Below are 19,918 nucleotides of genomic sequence, written 5' to 3'. Positions count from 1 at the left end.
AACGAGCCTCTCTTGCTTTAGGGAGTAAGCCGCTGTTTATTTCGTAGCTGCGGCGGCGTAGTTGCGGTAGAAGTGCGGAATGGTTTCGATGCCCTTCAGGAAGTTGAACACGCCGTAGTGCTCATTGGGCGAGTGAATAGCATCAGAGTCGAGGCCGAAACCAAGCAGCACCGTATCCAGGCCCAGTTCCGATTTGAACATGGCCACAATCGGAATGGAGCCGCCGCCCCGGGTAGGAATCGGGCGCTTGCCGAAGGTGGTTTCCATGGCATCGGCGGCGGCTTTGTAGGCTACCGAATCGGTGGGCGTTACGACCGGCTCACCGCCGTGGTGGGGCTTTACCACCACCGTCACGCCGGCCGGGGCAATGCTTTCGAAGTGCTGCTGGAAAATCTGCGTGATTTCCTCAGAGGTCTGATTCGGCACCAGACGCATGGAAATTTTAGCGTAGGCCTTGGAGGCAATAACCGTCTTGGCGCCCTCGCCGGTGTAGCCGCCCCAGATGCCGTTCACGTCCAGCGTGGGTCGGATGCCAATGCGCTCCACCGTGGTGTAGCCTTTTTCGCCGTAGGTAGCCGGCAAGCCAATGCTTTGCATGAACTCCTCATCGGAGTGGGGCACGCGGTTGAGCTCGGCCCGCTCCTGCTCGCTCAGCACGGCTACATTGTCGTAGAAGGCCGGGATGGTAATGTGGTTGTTCTCGTCGTGCAAAGAGGCAATCATCTTGCAGAGCACGTTGATGGGGTTGGCCACGGCCCCGCCGTAGAGGCCGGAGTGCAGGTCGCGGTTGGGGCCGGTTACTTCTACCTCGTGGTAGCTCAGGCCGCGCAAGCCGACCTCAATGCTGGGCTGCTCGTTGCTGAGCATGCCGGTATCGGAAATCAGGATGACATCGGCCTTGAGCTTCTCCTTGTTGTTGCGCACGAAGATGCCCAGGTTATTGGAGCCAATTTCCTCCTCGCCCTCAATCATCACCTTCACGTTGCAGGGCACGCCGCCTTCCTGGTTCATCAGCTCCAGGGCTTTTACGTGCATATACACTTGGCCTTTGTCGTCGCAGGCCCCGCGGGCGTAAATCTTGCCGTCCTTAATAACCGGCTCAAACGGCCCGGAGGTCCACAGCTCGTAAGGGTCGGCGGGCTGCACGTCGTAGTGGCCGTACACGAGCACCGTGGGCAGGCTAGGGTCAATGAGTTTCTCGCCGTACACGATGGGGTTGCCGGCCGTGGGGCACAGCTCCACGTTTTCCAGGCCTACTTCCTCGAAGCGGGCTTTCAGGTAGTCGGCGGCACGCAGCACGTCGCCGTGAAACTTAGGATCAGCGGATACGGAGGGGATGCGGAGCCAGTCAATCAGCTCACTCAGGAAACGCTCTTGGTTCTGCTCGAGGTAGGAAGCCATGCGGCGGTGGGGTTGGTTGGAAATGCGGAGGGTAAAAGTAGGGAAGGGATAGGTAGGAGGCGCGTAATAGTGCAACAATCCTAGTGAAGAGGACGAAAATCCGGCAGCAGCTCGTAGTTAATGATGATAGAGTCCCCTTGCTCAACGGTCAGGGCCAATGGCTGCGAAAAGAACAAGCCCACAGCTCCTGCCTGTAGCTTGTGTTTTCCGGGCGCTAAAGGCAATATGTAGTAACCATTTTCATCAGCACTGACATACGACTGTCGATTAAACCTACTGATAGCTCCAGGAAATGGCCGTGAAGTATTAATGCCCTCCAACACAACAATTCGCCCGCACGCTAAGGCTTCGTGGTTCGGGTTCGTTCGGCGCAGACGGGTATATCCGGAAGGTGGCGGACTTAGTACCACGGTTGAGCGACGAAGGATGCGGCGCATCTGCTTTTTCTCCAGCGTGGCAGGATTAGCTGCCTCCTGGGTAAGCACCAAAGTCCGCCGACAGGCAGAAAGGGTAATTGATAACAATACTGTTATTACAATCTTGAAATTCATAGAATAATATCATCATACGCATTTACCTCTTATCCCACGGCATGGGCACGCGGCTTTCGGTGCCGGCGCGCAAGCGGCCGATATTAGCGCGGTGGGTGTACACGAGCAGGGCGGCCAGCACGAAGCCAAACCAGAGCAGCAACGAGTTATCGGGGCGGAACTGGGGTAGCAGCTGGAGCAAGGCAAACACGAGGCCGGCCGTCATGGAGGACAGGGACACGTAGCGCGAAATCAGCAGCGTGACGATAAACACCAGAATGCACACGCCCACCGTGGCGGGGGCAATGGCCAGCATCATGCCCAGCACGGTGGCTACCCCCTTGCCGCCGCGGAAACCCGCCCAAATAGGGTAAATGTGACCAACCACGGCCAGTACGCCGCAGGCCAGCTGGTAATACAACAGCTGCTCGGGCAGAATGGCACCCTGGTTGAGCATGACCTGAGCCAGGGAGGTAGCGGCCCAGCCCTTGAGCACGTCCACGGCCATGACGAAGGAGCCGGACTTCTTGCCCAGCACCCGAAACGTGTTCGTAGCCCCGGAATTACCCGAACCATGCTCCCGAATATCGAGTCCGAAAAACGCGCGGCCGACCCACAAAGCCGTTGGGATGGAGCCAATAAGGTAAGCGGCCACCAACAGGCCAAGCACTAAGGGGAGATTCATGGGAAAGATGGGTAGCGTTTCGTCGGTATAGGCAAAGATATCATTGTCATTCCGACCGGAGGGAGGAATCTGGGTTCGTACCAATACGGCTAACCCAGATTCCTCCCTCCGGTCGGAATGACAAAAAAGCCCCAGCAGATTTTCTGCCGGGGCTTTTCAGGTTACTCGTCGCCGAAGGGGTCGTTGGCGTCCTTCTTCTTTTTCTTCTTGGATTCCTTTTTCGGTTCCTCGGCCGGTGGGGTATCGGTGGGCGGGGTAGCTTCTACCGCCTCATCCTTTTTCTTCTTTTTCTTGCCGGTGTCCTCGGCCGGAGCGTCGGTGGGGGCCGGAGCGGCTTCTACGGGCTCGTCCTTTTTCTTCTTTTTCTTGGCGGGTTCCTCTGCGGGCGGGGCGGCGTTGGGGTCGGCTTCCAGGGCCTCTTCTACCGGATCCTTTTTCTTCTTTTTCTTCTTGGCGCCCTCCTCCATGAAGTCGAAGTTACCAGAGCTCTGGGGCTGGGTCGTGTTGACTTTGCGCTTGCCGGTTTCCTTCAGGTAGTCCTTGCGGAAGTGGTTGAGGAAGGTTTGCACCTCCATGTCGTCGCCGAGGTAGAAGCCGTACTCGGTGGCCGTGTTATAGTCACCCTTGGCTTTCAGACCGATGATTTCGTCGAAGGAGCCGTGCTGGGCCTTGGCCAGCATCACGTTGTTGGAGTACTTGAGGTAGTACCAGGTCTGGGGCTCGGCTTCCAGGTAGAGCTCCACGGCGTCGCCGGTGCTTTCCTTCTTGATTTCGATGTAGCCGTCAATCAGGGCGTTGATGTCCTTCTTGCCCACGCTCACCAGGCCAATTTTGCCCACCGAGTACCACGACTTGAACTTCTCATTCCAGCGCAGATTCACCTGATTCAGCACCACCGTGTGCAGGAACTTAGCCGATACTTTTTGCAGGGGCACGTAGCCACCCTTGCGGGTGCTGTACTCCTGCACGGCCTTGTTGCCGATGAACTCACCCATTTTGTAGAGCTGGGCCGGCGAGCCGTCCAGCGCTTCCGGGGCGCCCTTGGCGTTCGTGGCCAGGTCCTGGGCCATGGCTTCCACGGCCTTCTCCGGCAGGTTAATGTCGAAGGTCAGGAAGGTGTTCAGGTCGTAGATGGCGCTGTCGGGCTTGGCGTAGCCCAGGCCGGCGGCCGTCAGGGTGTAGTCCTTATTGGAGTTGATCAGGTTGAGCTTGCCACGGAAGTCGAGCGCGCCCGTGGAGTCCGTTAGGGTCAGCACCGAGCCTTCGTACACGTCGGGGTCGGCAGGGTCGTGGCGACTGATGCTGTACTGGCCTTTCTTCTGATTGAAGCGCAGGTCGCCGTCTACCTCAAACAGGTTCATGTCCGTCACGCCGGGCTTGGTGGCCACAAACAAGGGGTAAATCTTGCCCGTGCCTTCCGACAGGAACAGGCCCGACAGCATGGGCGTCCCATCTTCCGATTTCGGCCCGTTCAGCTTGATGCGGATGCCCTTGGGGTCAATGGTATCCTGCACGGCAAACCAGTCGGAGGCCGTCGTCGACTTCACGAAGTTAAGCTTGGCCTGGCCGTCGAAGGTGAAGCCTTTTTTCTGGGAGTTCATCGTGACGCCGCCCCGGTAGGCAATGCGCGGGGCCAGGTGAAACTTGTCGGTAGCCTGCAAGCTGGCTACCGCAATAGTCGGTGGGGAGGCGGGCTGTTCGTCTTCCGAAGGCCCACGCTTAAGCAGCCCCTTCATGCCGCCCTTCGCCGCGCCGTTTTTGCCCAGCGAAGCCGTTATGGTCGCCATCGAATCGACGTGGAAGTTGGCGAACTTGATGGCGAATGAATCGGCGGAGGCGTTCTTGTAGCTGTACAGCGCGTTGCCCGAGAAGGCCATGCGCGAAAGCACCCGAATTTCGCCTTTGTACAACTGGTGGTACTTGCGCAGCGTGTCCATCACGATGCCCGCGTTCTGGAAAGCGCGCATCTCGGCGTTGGGCAGAATGTAAACTTTGCTGGAATCGGGGGTAATCCAAGCGTCGGCCGAAGAAATGCGGGGCACGCCGCCGGCCACCAGCCGGTAGCGGCTCAAATCGTACTGGCCGGTAGCGGCCTGGAACTTGAGGCCTTTCTGCTCGGGCTTGGTGCTGTAGAAGAAGGAGCGCGAGGAATCGGCGCCGGGCGCTACCCGCAGCTGCACCAGCTTCTTCTTGAAGTCCCACTTACCGCCCGAGAGCGTGGTGCGGTACTGAGAGTACGGCAGCTCAATGCTCGACTTATTGTCGCCTTCCTCGCGGGCAAACTCCGTGTTACCCGCCTTGAGGTCGTAGGTAAAGTTTACGTTGTTGGCCGTCAGGGCGGGCTTGTTCACCTCCGCCGACTTGATGTTCAGCGTGGCTTTCTTGCCCGTGTAACGGGTAGGCTTAAAGGCGAAGGACGTGGACCGGATAAAGGACTGGGGCCCGTCCATGCGGCCGTCGCCGTAGAGGCCGCCGGGAGTGTAAGTAAGCGTACCCTTGAAGCCGTTGTTGGTATCGTACAACTTGAACGACTCGCCCTGGGCTTGGGTGGTCAGGTACATGGAGTCCTGCTTCACGGCCCACTTCATCTGGTAGCCGGGCAGCAGGTTCACTTTCGCAAACTCCGTCCCGTTGAGCGGCCCCGGCAGAATGGTAGCCGTTTTACCTACCGTTACTACCGAGTCTTTGTAGAAGATGAACTGGTCGCTGCTGAAGTCGCCGGTGAGGTACTTCACGTTGCCCAGGCCCTGCAAGCCGCGGTTGCTCATGAGCACTTTGTTGAACAGCCGGCCTTTGCCCCCGTAGAGCGGGAACCCCTCCTTGGGCACGTTATACACGAAGCCCAGGGAGCCGTCGTCCTGCATGCTCAGCTTGGTCTGGAAATCGGGCATGATGCCGCCCGACACGAACGTGCCTTTAAAGCCCACGGCCGCCCGGTTTTTGTTGTTGAGCGAGTCGAGCTTGAAGGGCGGGATGTCAAAGTACACGGTGGTATCGTAGGCGCCGCCGAGCACCTCGGGCTTGTCGAAGTACACGTAGGCCCCGGTGCTGGCGTCGAAGGTGGGGTAGGCGCCCAGCTTCTTGCGGCCCGACTTGTTGTTGGGCGCGTTGATGTAGAGGCGACCGGCCGAGTTTTTCTTCTTGTTGGTCAGGGTCCAGTCTACGTCCTTGCGGGCCTTCATTACGGAGCCCTTCGAGCCCTTGCCCTTCACAATGATGGAGTCAATCTTGACCAAATCAATGTAGAACCCGTCGTAGTCGAACTTAAACTCCTTGCCCTTGAACACAAAGGCCGAAGCCACCACGGTGCCATTGAACAGCACCCCCCGGTTTTTCTGGATGCGGATAACGCTGGAGTCGGGCTTCACGAACACCGTCACGGAGTCATCGGAGAAGTTGAAGCGGTCCACGCCCCGCACAATCAGGTCGTTGGTGTTCAGGTCGAGGGTAGCGTTTTTGCCCGAGGGCGACAGGCTCTTGATGGCAATGTGGTCGTAGTCTTTTTTACCCCGCGACGAATTCACGTAGTGCATGGCTTTGGGTAGCAGCACTACCTGGTCGGTTTGCGGATACCAGGCTACGTAGCCGTCGCGGGCCAGGCCGGCTACGGCGGTGCGCACGTTGTCGGGCTTGAGCTTGCGGAAGGTGGCTACTTCCTGAATCGTGAACAGCCTCTTGTTGCCGTTTTCCATGCTGTAGCCCACCACCATCTGGAGCGGGTGCAGCTTGTTGATGGCCTTGATCTGCTGGTAGCGGGTGTTAGTGTAAAACTCCTTGGACTCGAAGTTGGCCGTTACCTGGTTTTTAGCCGTCAGAATGGAAAAGTCGATGTAGGGCGTACGCAGGGGCCAAGTCAGCAGCTCGGCCGTGACTTCCATCTGGTGGTAGGAGTCGTAGAAGGGCGTGGTTTTGTAGAGGCCGCTTTCCCGGGCCAGCTGCAGCACTTGCTTGGGCTTGTTGTACTTCAGCTTCACGCCGGGGTGAGTCAGCGAGTCCTGCTTGTCCTGGAAGATGGTAACGGCCGCGTGCGAGGCCGTAATCACGGAGTCGCCCAGTTCATACGCCCGCGAGGAAGCCCGGAACTTGGGCTTGCCGTCTACATCCACAATAATGCGCGACAAGGCTCCGTCCAGGGAAGCCGACAGCGCCCGGTTGCCCGACAGCGAGAAGCCGCCGAAATAACGAATGTTTTGCCCGATGTTTTTTACCCGCGCGTCGTTGGTATTGGACACGAAACGGGGGTAGCCGGTATCGGTAGTGGGTGTTTTGCGCTTCAGGCTGCGGTAAGCCAGCCAGCCCTGCACGGGCTGTTCCAGCACGGCCGGGTAGGTGAGCGTTACCGGCTGGGCCGTAAACTCGGGCCGGGTAATGTCGAAGTCGTACGTGGTCAGGTCGGCCGTAACGGGATTAGCATTTACCTGCCAGGCGTACTGCCCACCGTAGCCCACAAAACGGTTGCGAACGGGCATCACCGCGCCGCTGGTTTTGCGGATAAACACGGAGTCGCCCGACGAGGCCAGAAACAGGTCGGCGTCTTTGATAAGCAGCACCGGGCCGCGGGTAGAAGGCGCTACGTAAGCGCTGTAGGAAGGCGTTTGGTCGGTCCAGCCGCTCCCGTCGGCAGATTTGGCCGCCGTGCCGCTGTCTGTGTTCCAGGGGTCTTCGTCGCCCCAGCCGTTGTTTTTCTTTTTGGTATCCAGCTTCTTGGTAGAAACGGTGGCCGGGGCCGGCGTAGGGGCCGCCGGGGGCGCGGGCGGTGCCATGGAAGGCATGTCCGTTTCGTTGTAGGCAAAGCTGAACGTGCCGCCTACCACGCGCAAGGTGCTGTAGCGCGAGCGGTACAGAAACCGGGTGTCCAGGAACTGCGCAGCGCTGGCCATAAACTTCTCGGCGTCGGTCGGCTGCTCCTTTTCCAGGGCTTTGCCCGCCACGCTCAGAAACTCGGTCATCTGCTGATCCGAAAAATTCTGGACCAGTGCCCCGGCCGCAATGGCCGTATAGAAATGCTCGAAGTGGGGCTTGGGCCGAAACTTGCGCGCCAGCATGTACTGGCTTAAGGACACAATGTAGCGCTGCTGGGTAGCCGTGAGCTTGTTGCTGGCCCACAGTTGCTGCAGGCGCGTGCCGGCGGCTTTGGCCGCGCCGTTGTTGGTGGTAGCCATCATTGACTGCACATCCACCATGAACTGCTCGGGCTCGGAGCTAAGCTTGCCCGTGAACCTAGGCAGCGCTGGCGCGGCTGCCGGCGCGCCGGCCGGTTGTTTGGCAGGTTGCGGTTTCTGCTGCGCCCAGGCCGGAGCATGTATTCCCAACAGCAGCGCGCAAACCCATCCAAATAGAGTACGCTTCATATCAAATTCGTCAAAGCCTGATTAATCGCCTACAATTTCGACAAAACCCAGCACTTTTCGCGCCGGATTGGCCCGCCCCTCGCCACAATCATAGGGCACCTTTTTTTTATACCATTCTGATCGTCAGCCTAGTTCCAGCAGTGCCTAGTAGAGCTTGAGCTGTAGCGAGGAGGCAGGCGAAAAAACGACCCGTCCCAGGCAAAATTGTTGCCTGGGACGGGTCGGAAAATTTCTGCTAGGTGTAGCTGCTCTTACCCATCAACCAGTCATTCCGAGCAGCGCCGGGAGTCTGGGTTTCCTACTCAAAAAGTTGGCTTAGATTCCCCGCTTTGCTCGGAATAACTGGTAGTGACTAGGCCGTTATGCTCTGCTGGAACCTAGGCGGGCTGCCGGAACACGGCCGACACCCAGTGGTTTTGGGTGCGGTGGCTCTCGTACTGGAAACCAGCTTTTTCAGCCGCTGCTTGAATAAGAGGCAAGTCGTCCTCGTAGAAACCGGAAAACAGGATGGGCCCGCCGGGTTTTAGGTACTGGGCATAGGCACCCATGTCTTCCAGCAGTACATTGCGGTTGATGTTGGCCAGAATGATGTCGAAGGGCTCCTCCCCTGCCAGGGCCGTTACGTCGCCGAGGCGGGCCTCCACCTTGTCTTGCACATTGTTTTCGGCGGCGTTGTCGGCGGCATTCTCCGCGGTCCAGGGCTCCACGTCCACGGCCAGCACGTAGCGGGCCCCCAACTGCACGGCCATTACGGCCAGAATGCCGGTGCCACAGCCCATGTCCAGCACGCGCTTGCCGTGGTGGTCGATGCCGAGCTGGTTGGTAATCATCAGGGCCGTAGTGTCGTGGTGGCCGGTGCCGAAGGACATGCGCGGCATAATCACGATTTCGTGCTCGAGCTCGGGCCGGGCCTCGTGGAAGGGCGCCCGCACCGAAACTTTATCGGCAATAACCAGGGGCTGAAAGTTCTTTTCCCACTCAGCATTCCAGTTCTGGCGGGTAATGACGCGGTGCGAAAATTCCAGCTCGCCCAGGCCCTCGTAGCGGCTCATCACCTCAGCCACATTATCTGCCGAAAACTGGTCTTCATCAATGTAGGCGCAAAAGCCCTCGTCGTTGTCTTCGAAGGTGCTGTATCCTACTTCGGCCAGCTCAGCCACCAGAATATCCGACAGCTCGCGCGGAGCTTGTACGCGTACTTCAACGTAATCCATACCCAGAAAACTATCAGGAGTCAATCAAAACAAAACCGTCCCGCACCAGGGGCGCGGGACGGCAAAGGTCGGGGGAAAAAACGGGCTACCCTACTGCTTGCGGCAGCCGGCAAAGGCGCGGGCTTTCGTGTAGTGAAACGAGAAGTCGGCCAGGTTGCGGTTGTCCGTCACGAATAGCACATAGTCGGCAAAGTCGCGCGAGTCGGTGAGGTACCACAGGCCCACCTTATCGGCGAAGAGCTTGTTGGTTTCCTGATACACCAGCACATCGGCAAAGGCTTCCTCCGGCTCCTGGTACACTACCCCAAAGCACTGGCTCCGGCGGCGCGGGTCCGTTTCCAGATACACCGAACCGTAGAGGCGGCAGGGGTCTACGGAACGCACAACCGTTGCGGCCAAGGGGGTAGGCAAAGCGGGCCGGAACGGATTCAGGGCCAGCAGGCCGGAGAGAAGAAGGGTAGTAAGCATGAAAGGCGTAACGCGGGCAGGCTGGAAAAACGTTTGTCATCCGGAGCCCAGCAAAGGGCCACATCACGCGGGCACGAGTTTTTATGATACAGCCGTGCTGACGTGGTAAGGCCCCTTGCTGGGCACCGGATGACAAGAGCAAACTTGCTGCCGGATACTTAAAACGACTTGATAATTTCGGTGAAGTCGCGCGACTTCAGGGAAGCCCCGCCGATGAGGCCGCCGTCTACGTCGGGCTGGCTGAACAGCTCGCGGGCATTCTGGGCGTTGGCCGAGCCGCCGTACAGAATGGTGGTATTGTCGGCCGCCTCGGCGTCGTAGGCGCGGGCAATTTGCTCCCGAATAAAGGCGTGCACTTCCTGGGCCTGGGCGCTGGTAGCCGTTTTGCCCGTGCCAATGGCCCAGATAGGCTCATAGGCCACTACTACCTGGTCAAACTCCTCGTTGGAGAGGTGAAACAGGCCGTCTTTCAGCTGCTTCTCAATAAACTTGAAAGTATCCTCGGCTTCGCGGGTTTCCAGCGACTCTCCCACGCAGAAGATGGGCTTCAGGCCGGCGGCCAGGGCAGCTTTCAGCTTCTGGCTCAGCAACTCGTCGTCCTCGCGGAAGTATTGCCGCCGCTCCGAGTGGCCCAGAATTACGTACTCAGCGCCCACCGACTGTAACATCTGAGCGGAAACCTCGCCAGTGAAGGCACCACTTTCCTTTTGGTGGCAGTTTTGGGCGCCCAGGTGGAAACGGCCACCCTGGGGCAGCTGCTTGCCAATAACCGACAGAAACGGAAAGGGTGGACACACTACTACCTCCACCTGGGAGCCTGTTACTTCGTCCTGCACCATGTTGACAATTTCGGAAATCAGCGCCTGACCATCCTGGAGGGTGGTGTTCATCTTCCAGTTGCCGGCCACAATATTCTTACGCATAGCGGAAAGGGTTGGGGTTGGGATTGGCTTGCAAGTTATGATAATGAAGAATTAGGAATGAAGAACGAGGAATGAGGCGGTAAGGCAAGAGGACAGTAGATTTCCCACTCCTCACTCCTCATTCTTCATTCTTCATTCCTACTTCCTGGCCCCTACCCCACCACGCCAGCCCAAGCCCGACCAGCGCTACCAAACCGGCCGCGGCCAGCGCCATCCAGGCCAGCACGAGCGTATCGGCTTCCGGGCGGCGGGCGGCCCAGATACCCACTAAACCCCAGGCAACGGCCGCCGGGTAGGCCAACTCCCGAAACTGCTTGGTCACGTTCAGAGCCAGCCCGGCCGTAATACCGACCAACACAATGGCTAGCTCAATGCTGCGCTCCGCCCCTGGCTGCCACTGCGTGCCCAGAGCCAGCGTCACGTTTACTACCGTCGCCACCGAAATCCACCCCAGATACAAGCCAAAGGGCACGCTGCTGTACCAAGGCGCCTGCCCGCCCCGCACCACGTGGCGGGCCCGATCATAGACTACCGCCAGGCTAGCCAGAATGCCCAGCATCACGACCATGCTTAGCGGCAGCAGCTCATAGGCAAACACCACCAGCCACAGACCCGTCAGCAGGTTTGCCAGCACCAAGGGCCGGGCCACGGCGTCGGGCAGGGGGTTGCGGCGCTGGGCCGGCAGCAGCTGCCACCCGGCGTACGCCAGCAGGCTTAGAAAAATAACGCCCCAGATGCTGAAGGCGTAGCCGGCTGGCGTAAGCAGCGTGGGGTATTTATAGGAGACTTGCGCGTTGGTTTGCCCATTAAAAGGGTAGCGCTGGGAAACAAAGTTGAGCACAATGTTGCCCACAATGGCCCCCGACGCAGCCCAGCGCCAGGCGCGGCTTTCGGTGGGAGCCGTCAGGGCATCAAAGGCGGCAGCAGCAGTGGTAGAAACCGGCATAGGTAGTGGTAATGGCAGGGAAAGAACTGGCCGCAAGTACGTACGCAACCAGTGAAATTGAGGTGCTGCTGCTGCCGCTTCGCGCCCCATTGAACTCGCTTGCTTGTAGCTGCTACATATCCCCTAGCATTGCTATTACAAGCTGCCTGTCCATTTGTGTTATCATCTTATTTCACCTTTGTTTTTCTTTTATGCACAAGCACATGCTCTCCGCCTTGGCCCTTACGTTTTTCGCTGGTTTCGTAGCAGTAGCCCAAACCGCGCCCGCAGTAAAAGCCACCCGCACTACTGCCTCTACTACCGCCGAAAAGACTACTACCACTACTCGCCCAACGCAGGGCGCCGCTGCTACCAGCCCTAAGGTCACTCCTAAAGCCGAGGCCAGTACGCCAGCAAAGACCAGCAAGCCGGCCGCCGCCCAGTATTATTAGGCCCCAGCCACTACCACAGAAAAAGCCCCGGCACCTGCAGGTACCGGGGCTTTTTCTGTGGTAGCCAGTGCAAACGGTTAGAGCTTCTCAGCTAAGAAGCGGGCCGTGTGGTTGGTGTCTTTGAGTTTGATCATTTCCTCGGGCGTGCCTTCGAAGAGCAGATGGCCGCCGTTCAGGCCGCCTTCGGGTCCGAGGTCAATCACCCAATCGGCGCACTTGATGATGTCCATGTTGTGCTCAATGATGAGCACCGAGTTGCCTTGCTCTACCAGCGCGTTCAGGGCCGTCATCAACTTATTGATGTCGTGGAAGTGCAGGCCGGTGCTAGGCTCATCGAAGATGAACAGGATTTTATCGTTCTGCAGGGTGTTGCCCTTGGTCAGGAAGGAAGCCAGCTTTACGCGCTGGGCCTCGCCGCCGGAAAGCGTGTTGGCCGACTGCCCTAGTCGGATGTAGCCCAGCCCTACGTCGTCGAGGGGCTTGAGGCGCTCCACAATTTTGGGCTGGTCCTTGAAGAACGTGATGCTGTCCTCAATGGTCATTTCCAGCACCTCGTTGATGCTCTTGTCCTGGAACTTCACGTCCAGAATATCCTGCTTGAACTTGCGGCCCTCACAGGCTTCACAGGTCAGGTAGATATCAGCCATGAACTGCATTTCAATCTTGACCTGGCCCTCGCCCTGGCACACCTCGCAGCGGCCCCCGTCAATGTTGAAGGAGAAGTGCGAGGGTTTGAAGCCCCGGGCTTTGGCCAGCTGCTGATCGGCAAACAAGGTCCGGATGGCGTCGTAGGCTTTCACGTAGGTGACGGGGTTCGAGCGGCTGCTCTTGCCGATGGGGTTTTGGTCGACGAACTCGACGTGGGTTACCTGCCCGTTTACGCCCGTTAGGCGGTCGAATTTGCCCGTAGCCTCCCCGGCGCCACCGCCGAGCTGCTTGAGCAGGGCCGGCGCCAGAATCCGCCGAATCAGGGTAGACTTGCCCGAGCCGGACACGCCCGTTACCACCGTCATCACGTTCAGCGGAAACTTCACCGATACGTTCTTGAGGTTGTTTTCGCGGGCGCCGGTTAGCTCTAGGGCGTTGCGCCAGGGGCGGCGGGTTTTAGGCACGGCTACCTCTAGGCGGCCACTTAGGTATTGGCCGGTGTAGGTGTCAGACGCCAGCACCTCAGCGTAGGTACCCTGGAACTGGAGCACGCCGCCGCCGCTGCCTGCCTCAGGCCCGATGTCGATAATCTGGTCGGCCTGCTCCATCATCTTGTCCTCGTGCTCCACCACAATAACCGTATTGCCAAGCTGCTGCAAAGAACGCAGCACGCCAATAAGCTGCTCGGCATCCTTGGGGTGCAGACCAATGCTAGGCTCATCGAGAATGTACATGGAGCCCACTAGGGCCGAGCCCAGCGAGGTAGCCAGGGAAATCCGCTGACTTTCCCCGCCCGAAAGTGTGCTGCTCAGGCGGTTCAGGGTGAGGTAGCCCAGGCCCACGCGGTTCAGGTACTCCAGGCGGTTGGTAACTTCCGTCACGAGGCGCTCGGCTACTTTGGACTCGTGCTCTGGCAGGTCGAGGTTCTGGAAAAACTCCAGGGCCCGGCTCACGGGTAGCAGCACCAGGTCGGTAATGCTCTGGTCCTGAATCTTGACGTACTGGGCGTCTTTGCGCAGGCGCGTGCCGCGGCAGTCGGGGCAGGTAGTGCGGCCCCGGTAGCGGCTTTGCAGCACCCGATATTGAATTTTGTGGGTTTGACCCGCCACCCAACGGAAGTAGGCATCCAAGCCCTCGAAGTACTTGTTGCCTTTCCAGAGCAGCTGGCGCTCGGCCTCGCTCAGCTCGTTGTAGGGCCGGTGAATGGGGAAATCGAAGCGGATGCCGTTTTTCAGCAGGGGCTTCAACCACTCGCTCTGCTTGTCGGTGCGCCAGGGAGCAATGGCGCCTTCGTACACCGTCATGCTCTTGTCCGGGATTACCAGGTCCTCGTCGATGCCCAGCACCGAGCCGAAGCCTTCGCAGGTCTGGCAGGCGCCGTAGGGATTGTTGAAGGAAAAGAAGTTGACGCTGGGCTCCTCGAATACTTCCCCGTCCAGCTCAAACCGGTCGGAGAACGTGCGGGTCTCCTCGTCGAGCTTGGCCACGCAGGTACCGTGCCCCTCGAAAAAGGCCGTCTGCACCGAGTCCGACAAGCGAAACATCAGGTCTTCGTCACCGGGCTGAATGACGGCGCGGTCAATCATGATATACACGTCGCCCTGCACTTCGGGCTGGCCTTCAGCAATCAGCTCCTCAATGAAGGCGGTTTCGTTGTTTACCACTACGCGGCTGTATCCTTTCTGCAAGAGCAAATCCAGCTCCTTGCTCATGGGGCGTCCGTCTTCACTGGGCAGCAGGGGCGCCAGAATCATCACGCGGGTACCTTCGGGCAGACGGAAGAGGTAGTCCACCACGTCGGCCACATTGTCTTTGCGCACCTGCTCGCCACTAATAGGTGAGTACGTGCGACCCACGCGGGCGAAGAGCAGCTTGAGGTAGTCGTAAATTTCGGTACTGGTGCCTACCGTGGAGCGGTTGTTCTTGATGCTGACCTTCTGCTCAATGGCAATGGCCGGCGAAATACCCCGGATATAGTCCACGTCGGGCTTGTCCATGCGGCCCAGGAACTGGCGGGCGTAAGACGAGAGGCTCTCCACGTACATACGCTGCCCTTCGGCGTACAGCGTGTCAAACGCCAGGCTCGACTTACCCGAACCCGACAGGCCCGTAACTACGATAAACTTATTGCGCGGCAGCGCTACGCTCAGGTTCTTGAGGTTATGAACCCGGGCGTTTTTAATCAGAATAAACTCGCGCGGGTCGAGCTGGTCAATCGGGTCGGCCGCGGGGGCGGCTACTTGCAAAGCGGAGTTATCGGCCATAGGTCGTTTAACAGCCCGGGGCTAGGGTTTGGTTTCCGGCCGGGGTAGTTTGGGCAAGCGAAGGTACGGCGGGGGAGTTCAACAGAATTTACAACTACGCTTTCAGCCAAGAAGATTTCATATCTACCTTGCTGCTCGTATTCTTCATTATCATATTCTCTTCGTTTCCTGATGCGTTTACTGTTGGGGCTAGCTTTACTGCTGGGTAGTTTTTCACCGGCTCTAGCACAATTCAACAAGAAAGAAGCGGCCACGCAGTTAGCGAAAGCCGACCAGGTAGATGCCACCAACTTTGCGGCAGTCAAGGACCGTATTATGGTCCGGGTATATCCGCAGCAGGCGTTTGCCAAAATTGGCACCGCCAACAACGTAGTGCGCATAGATGCTGAAGGCACTTACACTGTTTTAGTGCTTGACATGGGCACTGTTTTCAAAGGCCTTGACAGAGCAACCTTCACTACCTGGGGCATTAGTGAGAACGAGGCCTTTGCACTCGGGCACCACAACGTGGGCAAGCAACAAGTAGAGGTTTCCTCCCGCCCTATTGGTGACAGCCTCAGCATTGGCTTGTATTTAAACGACGATTATGCCGCTGCCTACCTGCTCAATACTGAGCAGAATGGCAAAGCATATATCGGGAAATACGGGGCCGTGGTGTGTCTACCGGCCAGAGGAATTGGGGTTATTTACCAGATGAATGACCCGGTGTCGTTTGTGAAAATGATGCAAAGGACTCAGGAACTGATGCAGAAATTCTTTTCTACTCAGCCCGGCTCAATTTCGCCTGACTTCTACTGGTACTACCAAGGCAGATTCACCAAAATCAACACGCTCACCACCGCGCAAGGGCAATTCACTGTCATAGCTCCAGCCGGCTTGGCTGAATTGGCTGCCTCTCAGAAATAAGCGCGCCAGTGTACTACCGCTTCAACGCCTTCCCCACTACCCCCTCCCACACCTCGTACCCGGCGGGCGTCATGTGGAGGCTGTCGGATACGAACAGTTCCGGGCGGGGCCGGCCGTTGGGGCCCAGCATGGGGGTAGCCACGTTCACGTAGCGCAGGCGTTTGGGGTGCTGCTCAATGTATTCCCGGATGAGGCGGTTGGCTTCCTGCACCTTGGGGTAGAGCACCCAGCGCGAGGGGCTGGGCTTGATGGCCAGGAACACCAGCGGCACCTTGGGTAGCTTCTGCTGCATGAGCTGCTCGAAGGCCAGAAACGACTGAAACACTTCCTGCGGGGTAGCGCCGGAGCCAATGTCGTTGTCGCCCTCGTAGAGCACCACTTGCCGGGGTTGGTAGACTGCCACCAGCCGGTCGAAGAAGTACAGGGCATCGGGGAAACGGGAGCCGCCGAAGCCGCGGTTCAGGACGGGGCGGCCGGCAAAATCCTGCCGCAGCGTTTCCCACTTACGAATGGACGAGCTGCCGTAGAACAGAATAGGTCGCTTGGGCGGGGGCGTCAGGCTATCCTGCCGGGCGAAGGCGCGCAGTTCCTGGGTCCATTGCGCCGGGTTGACGGGAGTGATTTGCGCCCAGCCGCTGCGGGTAGCAACGGTTAAAAACAGCAGGAACGCACCGGCACGTACTCGGCGCAAAACACAGTAAGCCATCAGCAGAAAAGATAAGGAATACGGCAAGGTAACCCGGCGCCCGCAAAGCACCCGCCTTATTTTCTATACCCCAAGCAGCCAAGCCAGGCCCAAAATAAATATAGCATGCGCTATATACTTTCAAACAGGACAATACGGCCAAGGCGCTAAAAAATTTTAGCCCTTCTCACTACCGCCAATCCCTTTCTGCGGCTTCCGGCGTAACTCCGGTTGGCATGTATGCGTCAAGTTTGATATTTTCATACCTAGTCTGCGCGCTAAGCGGTAAAATACCCCTGTTGACTTTCATTTTATGAAGAAAACCCTACCCGCACTTTTCCTGCTTTGGCTACTATATTGGTTACCGCTGGCCTCTCTGGCGGCCGCCGACCAGCCCCCGTTGAACGGACAGTGGAAAGGCCCGTTGAAGGTGCCGGGCGGTCAGCTGACGCTGATTATTACCCTGGTTCCTTTGTCCAATGGCACCTACTACGCGGCGCTTGATGCGCCCCAGCAGCGCATCAGCCGCATGCCGGCCGAGGTGACCTTGAAGGGCAGCGACATTACCGTGAGCATTGAGCAGGCCGGCAGCAAGTTTGTGGGCAAAGTAAAGGACGGAGGCGCCACGTTTCAGGGCACTTGGTCGCAGCCCGGCCTCACGGCCCCGCTTACACTTACCCGCCTGAAGCCGGCAACCCAGCCCGTGGCCGCCAGCAAGCCCCGCCTCACCCCGCCCTACCGGGAGGAAGAAGTTAAATTCCTGAACACCAAAGCTGATTTGGCCCTGGCTGGTACGCTCACCATTCCGGCCGGGCCGGGCCCTTTCCCAGCTGTGGTGCTGCTCTCCGACAATGGCCCCCAGAACCGCGACGTGGAGCAGCAGGACTACCGCATGTTCGGGTCCTTGGCCGACCATCTTACCCGCCGTGGTATTGCCGTGCTGCGCTTCGATGACCGGGGCGTGGGCAAGTCTCAGGGCAACCATTTCACTACTACCACCGTGGACCTGGTGACGGACGCCCAGGCTGCCATGGTGTACCTGCGGGCTAAGCCCCTCATCGACCAGCGCTACATTGGCCTGATCGGGCACGGCGAGGGCGCCAACGTGGCGCTGCTGGCCGCCGCTGAGCAGCAGCCCGCTACCCCGGCCTTCGTGGTGGCGCTGTCGGGCTACGGGATTCCGGGCCGCGACGTGATTCTGCGGCAGCAAGTGGAAATTATGCGCCTGATTGGCTCTAACCCGGCTCAGGTGAAGGCCGCGCTGGAGCTGCACAAGGAAATGGTAGAAATCATTCGGCAGACGCCCAACGACAACCAAGCCCGCGGCAAGGTAGCCGCCACGCTGCGCTTCAACAACACCGACATGGACCCCCACATGGCTCGGGCCCGCGCCGTACAGCTTACCTCGCCTTGGTCGCGCTACTTCCTCGATTTTGATCCTACCCGCAGCCTGGCTGACGTGAAATGCCCGGTGCTGCTGCTGGGCGGCTCCAACGATTTGCAGGTGGACCCCAGCCAGAACATGGGCCCGCTGAAGCAGGGCCTGAAGAACGCCAAAGTGAAATCGGCAAAGCTGGCGGGCGTTAACCACTGGTTTCAGCCCGAAATGAAAGACTGGCCCCTCGTAAATGGGGAGCAGACGCCCACCTTCTCGCCCAAAACCCTGACGACGGTGCGGGAATGGATATTTGACAACACGGAGCGGCCCCAGCCCTTGCCCACCTCAGATGCTAAGACGGCTACTACCCCTAAGCCGGCCGCCAAACGAGCCCCTAAATCGGCCCAGGCCAGCCGCTAATCCAGTACGCTTCCCAAACCAGACAAAAGCGTCGAGGCTGAGCTTCGGCGCTTTTCTTTTGCCCATGCCGCACGGAACCTCCGCCTTGCTTTCGAGCTTATAGACTCCCATGCTAGCTCTGCGCACCGACTTACACGACATTCTCGCTTTTGGCATGCTCAGCCGGCATACGCTTGAAATTCTTCGTCACAAGCATGGCGTTAGCGAGGGCGAGTTGTTTTCGGCGCTGATGCAAGTGCTACGGGAGCAGCGGGCAGTAAGTACTACCCCTTGCCCCGCCCCGGACCAACTGGTGTGCCGGGCCGATGAGCACATTTGCCGGCACTGCGGGGAGATTCTGTGGAAGAAGGACGCCATGAAGCACCTATGGCAAGCCCACGACCTGGTGGTGCGTCTGCGACCTGAAGAACACTACACCACAGATGTACGCCTAGCTGCCCTTTACCGCGAAGCCCAGGCCGCCGGCACCGACCCAGCGCCGCTGGTAGCCGCCTGGGCCACGGCAGAGCAATTTCGGGGGCAGTTCGCGCCTGCGCCCGGGGCCGGCTTGGGCCGCTACCTGGTGCGCCGCCGGGGCTACACCATGTTGCTGGTAGGAGCTTCCTCACTCAATGGCCAGTATCACCGGCAGGATCTGAACCGCGACAACCAGCGGCGCGGCTTTGTCCGGTGTTTGCAAGGCACCTTCCTGTTAGTCCCGATGCGGGCTTAACTCAAGCACAGGTAAACCACTCAAAATGTGCATAAGACCTGTGTTATCCACAGACTTATCCACATTTCATACAATTATCTAGGCTAACCCCATTATTTGGCATCTATTGGAAACGAGGATGCGTAGGAAATTCTCTCCCTATATGTTCTGCCATATGACTTTCTCTCACTCCCTTTTAATTGCAGCCAGTGGTTTGTGTCTGTTGGCCTCCTGCCAGGGCCGGGAGCAGCCCTTTAGCACGGGCTCTGAAAATGCAGCCGCTGATAAAGACGCCGGCGCCGCTACCCTGCCCCTAGCTGGTATCTACGCCGATACCATGCCTTGCAACGACTGCCAGGGCATTGCCACCCGCCTCACCCTCCGGCCCGATAGCCTGTACGAGTTGCAGGAAACCTACCTTGGGCGCACCTCGCCGGTTAATTACCGCCGGGGCCCGTGGCGGGTGCGCGGGCAGGTGGTTACTCTGGAGCCCAGCGGCAACGACCCGGCCCGGCGCTACTCCGTGGAAGCGGACGAGTCGTTGCGCTTGCTGGATGCTACGGGCAAGCCCATGCAGGCAAATAACCAGGACTACACCCTGAACCGCACGGCCAACAGCGACCTGAGCGCCGCCGGTACTCGCCGGGAGTTTACGGGCAAGTTCACGTACCAGGCCAATGCCGCCAGCCTGATTGAATGCGGGTCGGATAAGCGCTACACCATAGCGCCGACCGGGCTTACCGCTGATTTGCAGCGCCGCTACACTACCACCCGCAAGGACGATGGCCAGGCCGTTTTTGTGCGGGTACTGGCTACGGTGCAAAGCCCGAGCGGTAGCGCCGAGGAAGGATTGGTGGTTGAGAAAATTCTGGAAATGAAGCCGGACCCCATCTGCCCTCAGGAGAAGAAACAAGCCTTTCAGCAGTAACCGGCCCATTAGTATCCACAAAAAAGCCCGCCCGAATATAGTTCGGGCG

Annotated in this window: 15 protein-coding genes; 5 read left to right on the top strand and 10 right to left on the bottom strand. The window is 58.8% G+C overall.

The genetic code is table 11. The features are described 5' to 3' along the window. Nucleotides 1–36: 36 nt before the first annotated feature. From IEW18_RS11855 to IEW18_RS11820, 8 genes are all read right to left on the bottom strand, one after another. On the bottom strand, nt 37–1,401 hold the full coding sequence (locus IEW18_RS11855) for a dipeptidase (RefSeq protein ID WP_188558060.1): 1,365 nt from the start codon (nt 1,399–1,401) through the stop codon (nt 37–39). An 80-nt stretch (nt 1,402–1,481) separates the two neighbouring features. Then, entirely contained in the window at nt 1,482–1,952 is a 471-nt protein-coding gene (locus IEW18_RS11850; RefSeq protein ID WP_188558059.1) for a peptidase associated/transthyretin-like domain-containing protein, read from the bottom strand. A 22-nt stretch (nt 1,953–1,974) separates the two neighbouring features. Then, a complete protein-coding gene (gene plsY, locus IEW18_RS11845; RefSeq protein WP_188558058.1) occupies nt 1,975–2,616 on the bottom strand; it encodes a glycerol-3-phosphate 1-O-acyltransferase PlsY in 642 nt (213 codons plus the stop codon). 161 nt (nt 2,617–2,777) lie between these two features. Continuing rightward, nucleotides 2,778–7,967 carry a hypothetical protein gene (locus IEW18_RS11840; protein WP_188558057.1) on the bottom strand — a complete coding sequence of 1,730 codons (5,190 nt, stop codon included), beginning with the start codon at nt 7,965–7,967 and terminating at the stop codon, nt 2,778–2,780. 377 nt (nt 7,968–8,344) lie between these two features. Beyond that, nucleotides 8,345–9,181 carry a 50S ribosomal protein L11 methyltransferase gene (prmA, locus tag IEW18_RS11835; protein ID WP_188558056.1) on the bottom strand — a complete coding sequence of 279 codons (837 nt, stop codon included), beginning with the start codon at nt 9,179–9,181 and terminating at the stop codon, nt 8,345–8,347. Nucleotides 9,182–9,271: 90 nt separating this feature from the next. After that, nucleotides 9,272–9,649, bottom strand: coding sequence for a 7(1) septoil knot domain-containing protein (locus tag IEW18_RS11830; RefSeq protein WP_229728713.1), 378 nt, complete (start codon nt 9,647–9,649; stop codon nt 9,272–9,274). 158 nt (nt 9,650–9,807) lie between these two features. After that, entirely contained in the window at nt 9,808–10,572 is a 765-nt protein-coding gene (gene tpiA, locus IEW18_RS11825; protein WP_188558055.1) for a triose-phosphate isomerase, read from the bottom strand. Nucleotides 10,573–10,690: 118 nt separating this feature from the next. Then, entirely contained in the window at nt 10,691–11,518 is an 828-nt protein-coding gene (locus IEW18_RS11820) for a TspO-related membrane protein (RefSeq protein ID WP_188558054.1), read from the bottom strand. Between the two features lie 191 nt (nt 11,519–11,709). Here IEW18_RS11820 and IEW18_RS11815 point away from each other — a divergent pair, with 191 nt between their 5' ends. Next, complete coding sequence (locus IEW18_RS11815; RefSeq protein ID WP_188558053.1) at nt 11,710–11,949, top strand: hypothetical protein; 240 nt, start codon at nt 11,710–11,712, stop codon at nt 11,947–11,949. Nucleotides 11,950–12,026: 77 nt separating this feature from the next. On the opposite strand, the gene uvrA is transcribed toward IEW18_RS11815, so the two are convergent. Continuing rightward, the gene (uvrA, locus tag IEW18_RS11810; RefSeq protein ID WP_188558052.1) at nt 12,027–14,861 is read right to left on the bottom strand and encodes an excinuclease ABC subunit UvrA; all 2,835 of its coding nucleotides are present in this window, start codon (nt 14,859–14,861) and stop codon (nt 12,027–12,029) included. A gap of 171 nt (nt 14,862–15,032) precedes the next feature. Here uvrA and IEW18_RS11805 point away from each other — a divergent pair, with 171 nt between their 5' ends. Then, nucleotides 15,033–15,767 carry a DUF1444 domain-containing protein gene (locus IEW18_RS11805; protein ID WP_188558051.1) on the top strand — a complete coding sequence of 245 codons (735 nt, stop codon included), beginning with the start codon at nt 15,033–15,035 and terminating at the stop codon, nt 15,765–15,767. 13 nt (nt 15,768–15,780) lie between these two features. On the opposite strand, the gene IEW18_RS11800 is transcribed toward IEW18_RS11805, so the two are convergent. Further along, nucleotides 15,781–16,473, bottom strand: coding sequence for an SGNH/GDSL hydrolase family protein (locus tag IEW18_RS11800; protein ID WP_188558050.1), 693 nt, complete (start codon nt 16,471–16,473; stop codon nt 15,781–15,783). 292 nt (nt 16,474–16,765) lie between these two features. On the opposite strand from IEW18_RS11800, the gene IEW18_RS11795 reads away from it, so the two are divergent. The 3 genes from IEW18_RS11795 (at nt 16,766) to IEW18_RS11785 (ending at nt 19,869) form a co-directional block, all read left to right on the top strand. Then, nucleotides 16,766–18,250 carry an alpha/beta hydrolase family protein gene (locus IEW18_RS11795; RefSeq protein ID WP_188558049.1) on the top strand — a complete coding sequence of 495 codons (1,485 nt, stop codon included), beginning with the start codon at nt 16,766–16,768 and terminating at the stop codon, nt 18,248–18,250. Between the two features lie 109 nt (nt 18,251–18,359). Continuing rightward, entirely contained in the window at nt 18,360–18,962 is a 603-nt protein-coding gene (locus IEW18_RS11790) for a hypothetical protein (protein WP_188558048.1), read from the top strand. Between the two features lie 154 nt (nt 18,963–19,116). Further along, complete coding sequence (locus tag IEW18_RS11785) at nt 19,117–19,869, top strand: copper resistance protein NlpE (RefSeq protein ID WP_188558047.1); 753 nt, start codon at nt 19,117–19,119, stop codon at nt 19,867–19,869. Nucleotides 19,870–19,918 lie beyond the last annotated feature (49 nt).

It is taken from the genome of Hymenobacter glacieicola (assembly GCF_014640315.1).
Taxonomy (GTDB): domain Bacteria; phylum Bacteroidota; class Bacteroidia; order Cytophagales; family Hymenobacteraceae; genus Hymenobacter; species Hymenobacter glacieicola.
Note: the sequence above shows the minus strand (reverse complement) of the source record. Positions and strands in the feature narration are given on the sequence as shown.

Excerpts from the sequence above, each read along its gene's own strand:
- IEW18_RS11855 (WP_188558060.1), bottom strand. The coding sequence starts at position 1,401 with ATGGCTTCCTACCTCGAGCAGAACCAAGAGCGTTTCCTGAGTGAGCTG.
- IEW18_RS11850 (WP_188558059.1), bottom strand. The coding sequence starts at position 1,952 with ATGAATTTCAAGATTGTAATAACAGTATTGTTATCAATTACCCTTTCT.
- plsY (WP_188558058.1), bottom strand. The coding sequence starts at position 2,616 with ATGAATCTCCCCTTAGTGCTTGGCCTGTTGGTGGCCGCTTACCTTATT.
- IEW18_RS11840 (WP_188558057.1), bottom strand. The coding sequence starts at position 7,967 with ATGAAGCGTACTCTATTTGGATGGGTTTGCGCGCTGCTGTTGGGAATA.
- prmA (WP_188558056.1), bottom strand. The coding sequence starts at position 9,181 with ATGGATTACGTTGAAGTACGCGTACAAGCTCCGCGCGAGCTGTCGGAT.
- IEW18_RS11830 (WP_229728713.1), bottom strand. The coding sequence starts at position 9,649 with ATGCTTACTACCCTTCTTCTCTCCGGCCTGCTGGCCCTGAATCCGTTC.
- tpiA (WP_188558055.1), bottom strand. The coding sequence starts at position 10,572 with ATGCGTAAGAATATTGTGGCCGGCAACTGGAAGATGAACACCACCCTC.
- IEW18_RS11820 (WP_188558054.1), bottom strand. The coding sequence starts at position 11,518 with ATGCCGGTTTCTACCACTGCTGCTGCCGCCTTTGATGCCCTGACGGCT.
- IEW18_RS11815 (WP_188558053.1), top strand. The coding sequence starts at position 11,710 with ATGCACAAGCACATGCTCTCCGCCTTGGCCCTTACGTTTTTCGCTGGT.
- uvrA (WP_188558052.1), bottom strand. The coding sequence starts at position 14,861 with ATGGCCGATAACTCCGCTTTGCAAGTAGCCGCCCCCGCGGCCGACCCG.
- IEW18_RS11805 (WP_188558051.1), top strand. The coding sequence starts at position 15,033 with ATGCGTTTACTGTTGGGGCTAGCTTTACTGCTGGGTAGTTTTTCACCG.
- IEW18_RS11800 (WP_188558050.1), bottom strand. The coding sequence starts at position 16,473 with ATGGCTTACTGTGTTTTGCGCCGAGTACGTGCCGGTGCGTTCCTGCTG.
- IEW18_RS11795 (WP_188558049.1), top strand. The coding sequence starts at position 16,766 with ATGAAGAAAACCCTACCCGCACTTTTCCTGCTTTGGCTACTATATTGG.
- IEW18_RS11790 (WP_188558048.1), top strand. The coding sequence starts at position 18,360 with ATGCTAGCTCTGCGCACCGACTTACACGACATTCTCGCTTTTGGCATG.
- IEW18_RS11785 (WP_188558047.1), top strand. The coding sequence starts at position 19,117 with ATGACTTTCTCTCACTCCCTTTTAATTGCAGCCAGTGGTTTGTGTCTG.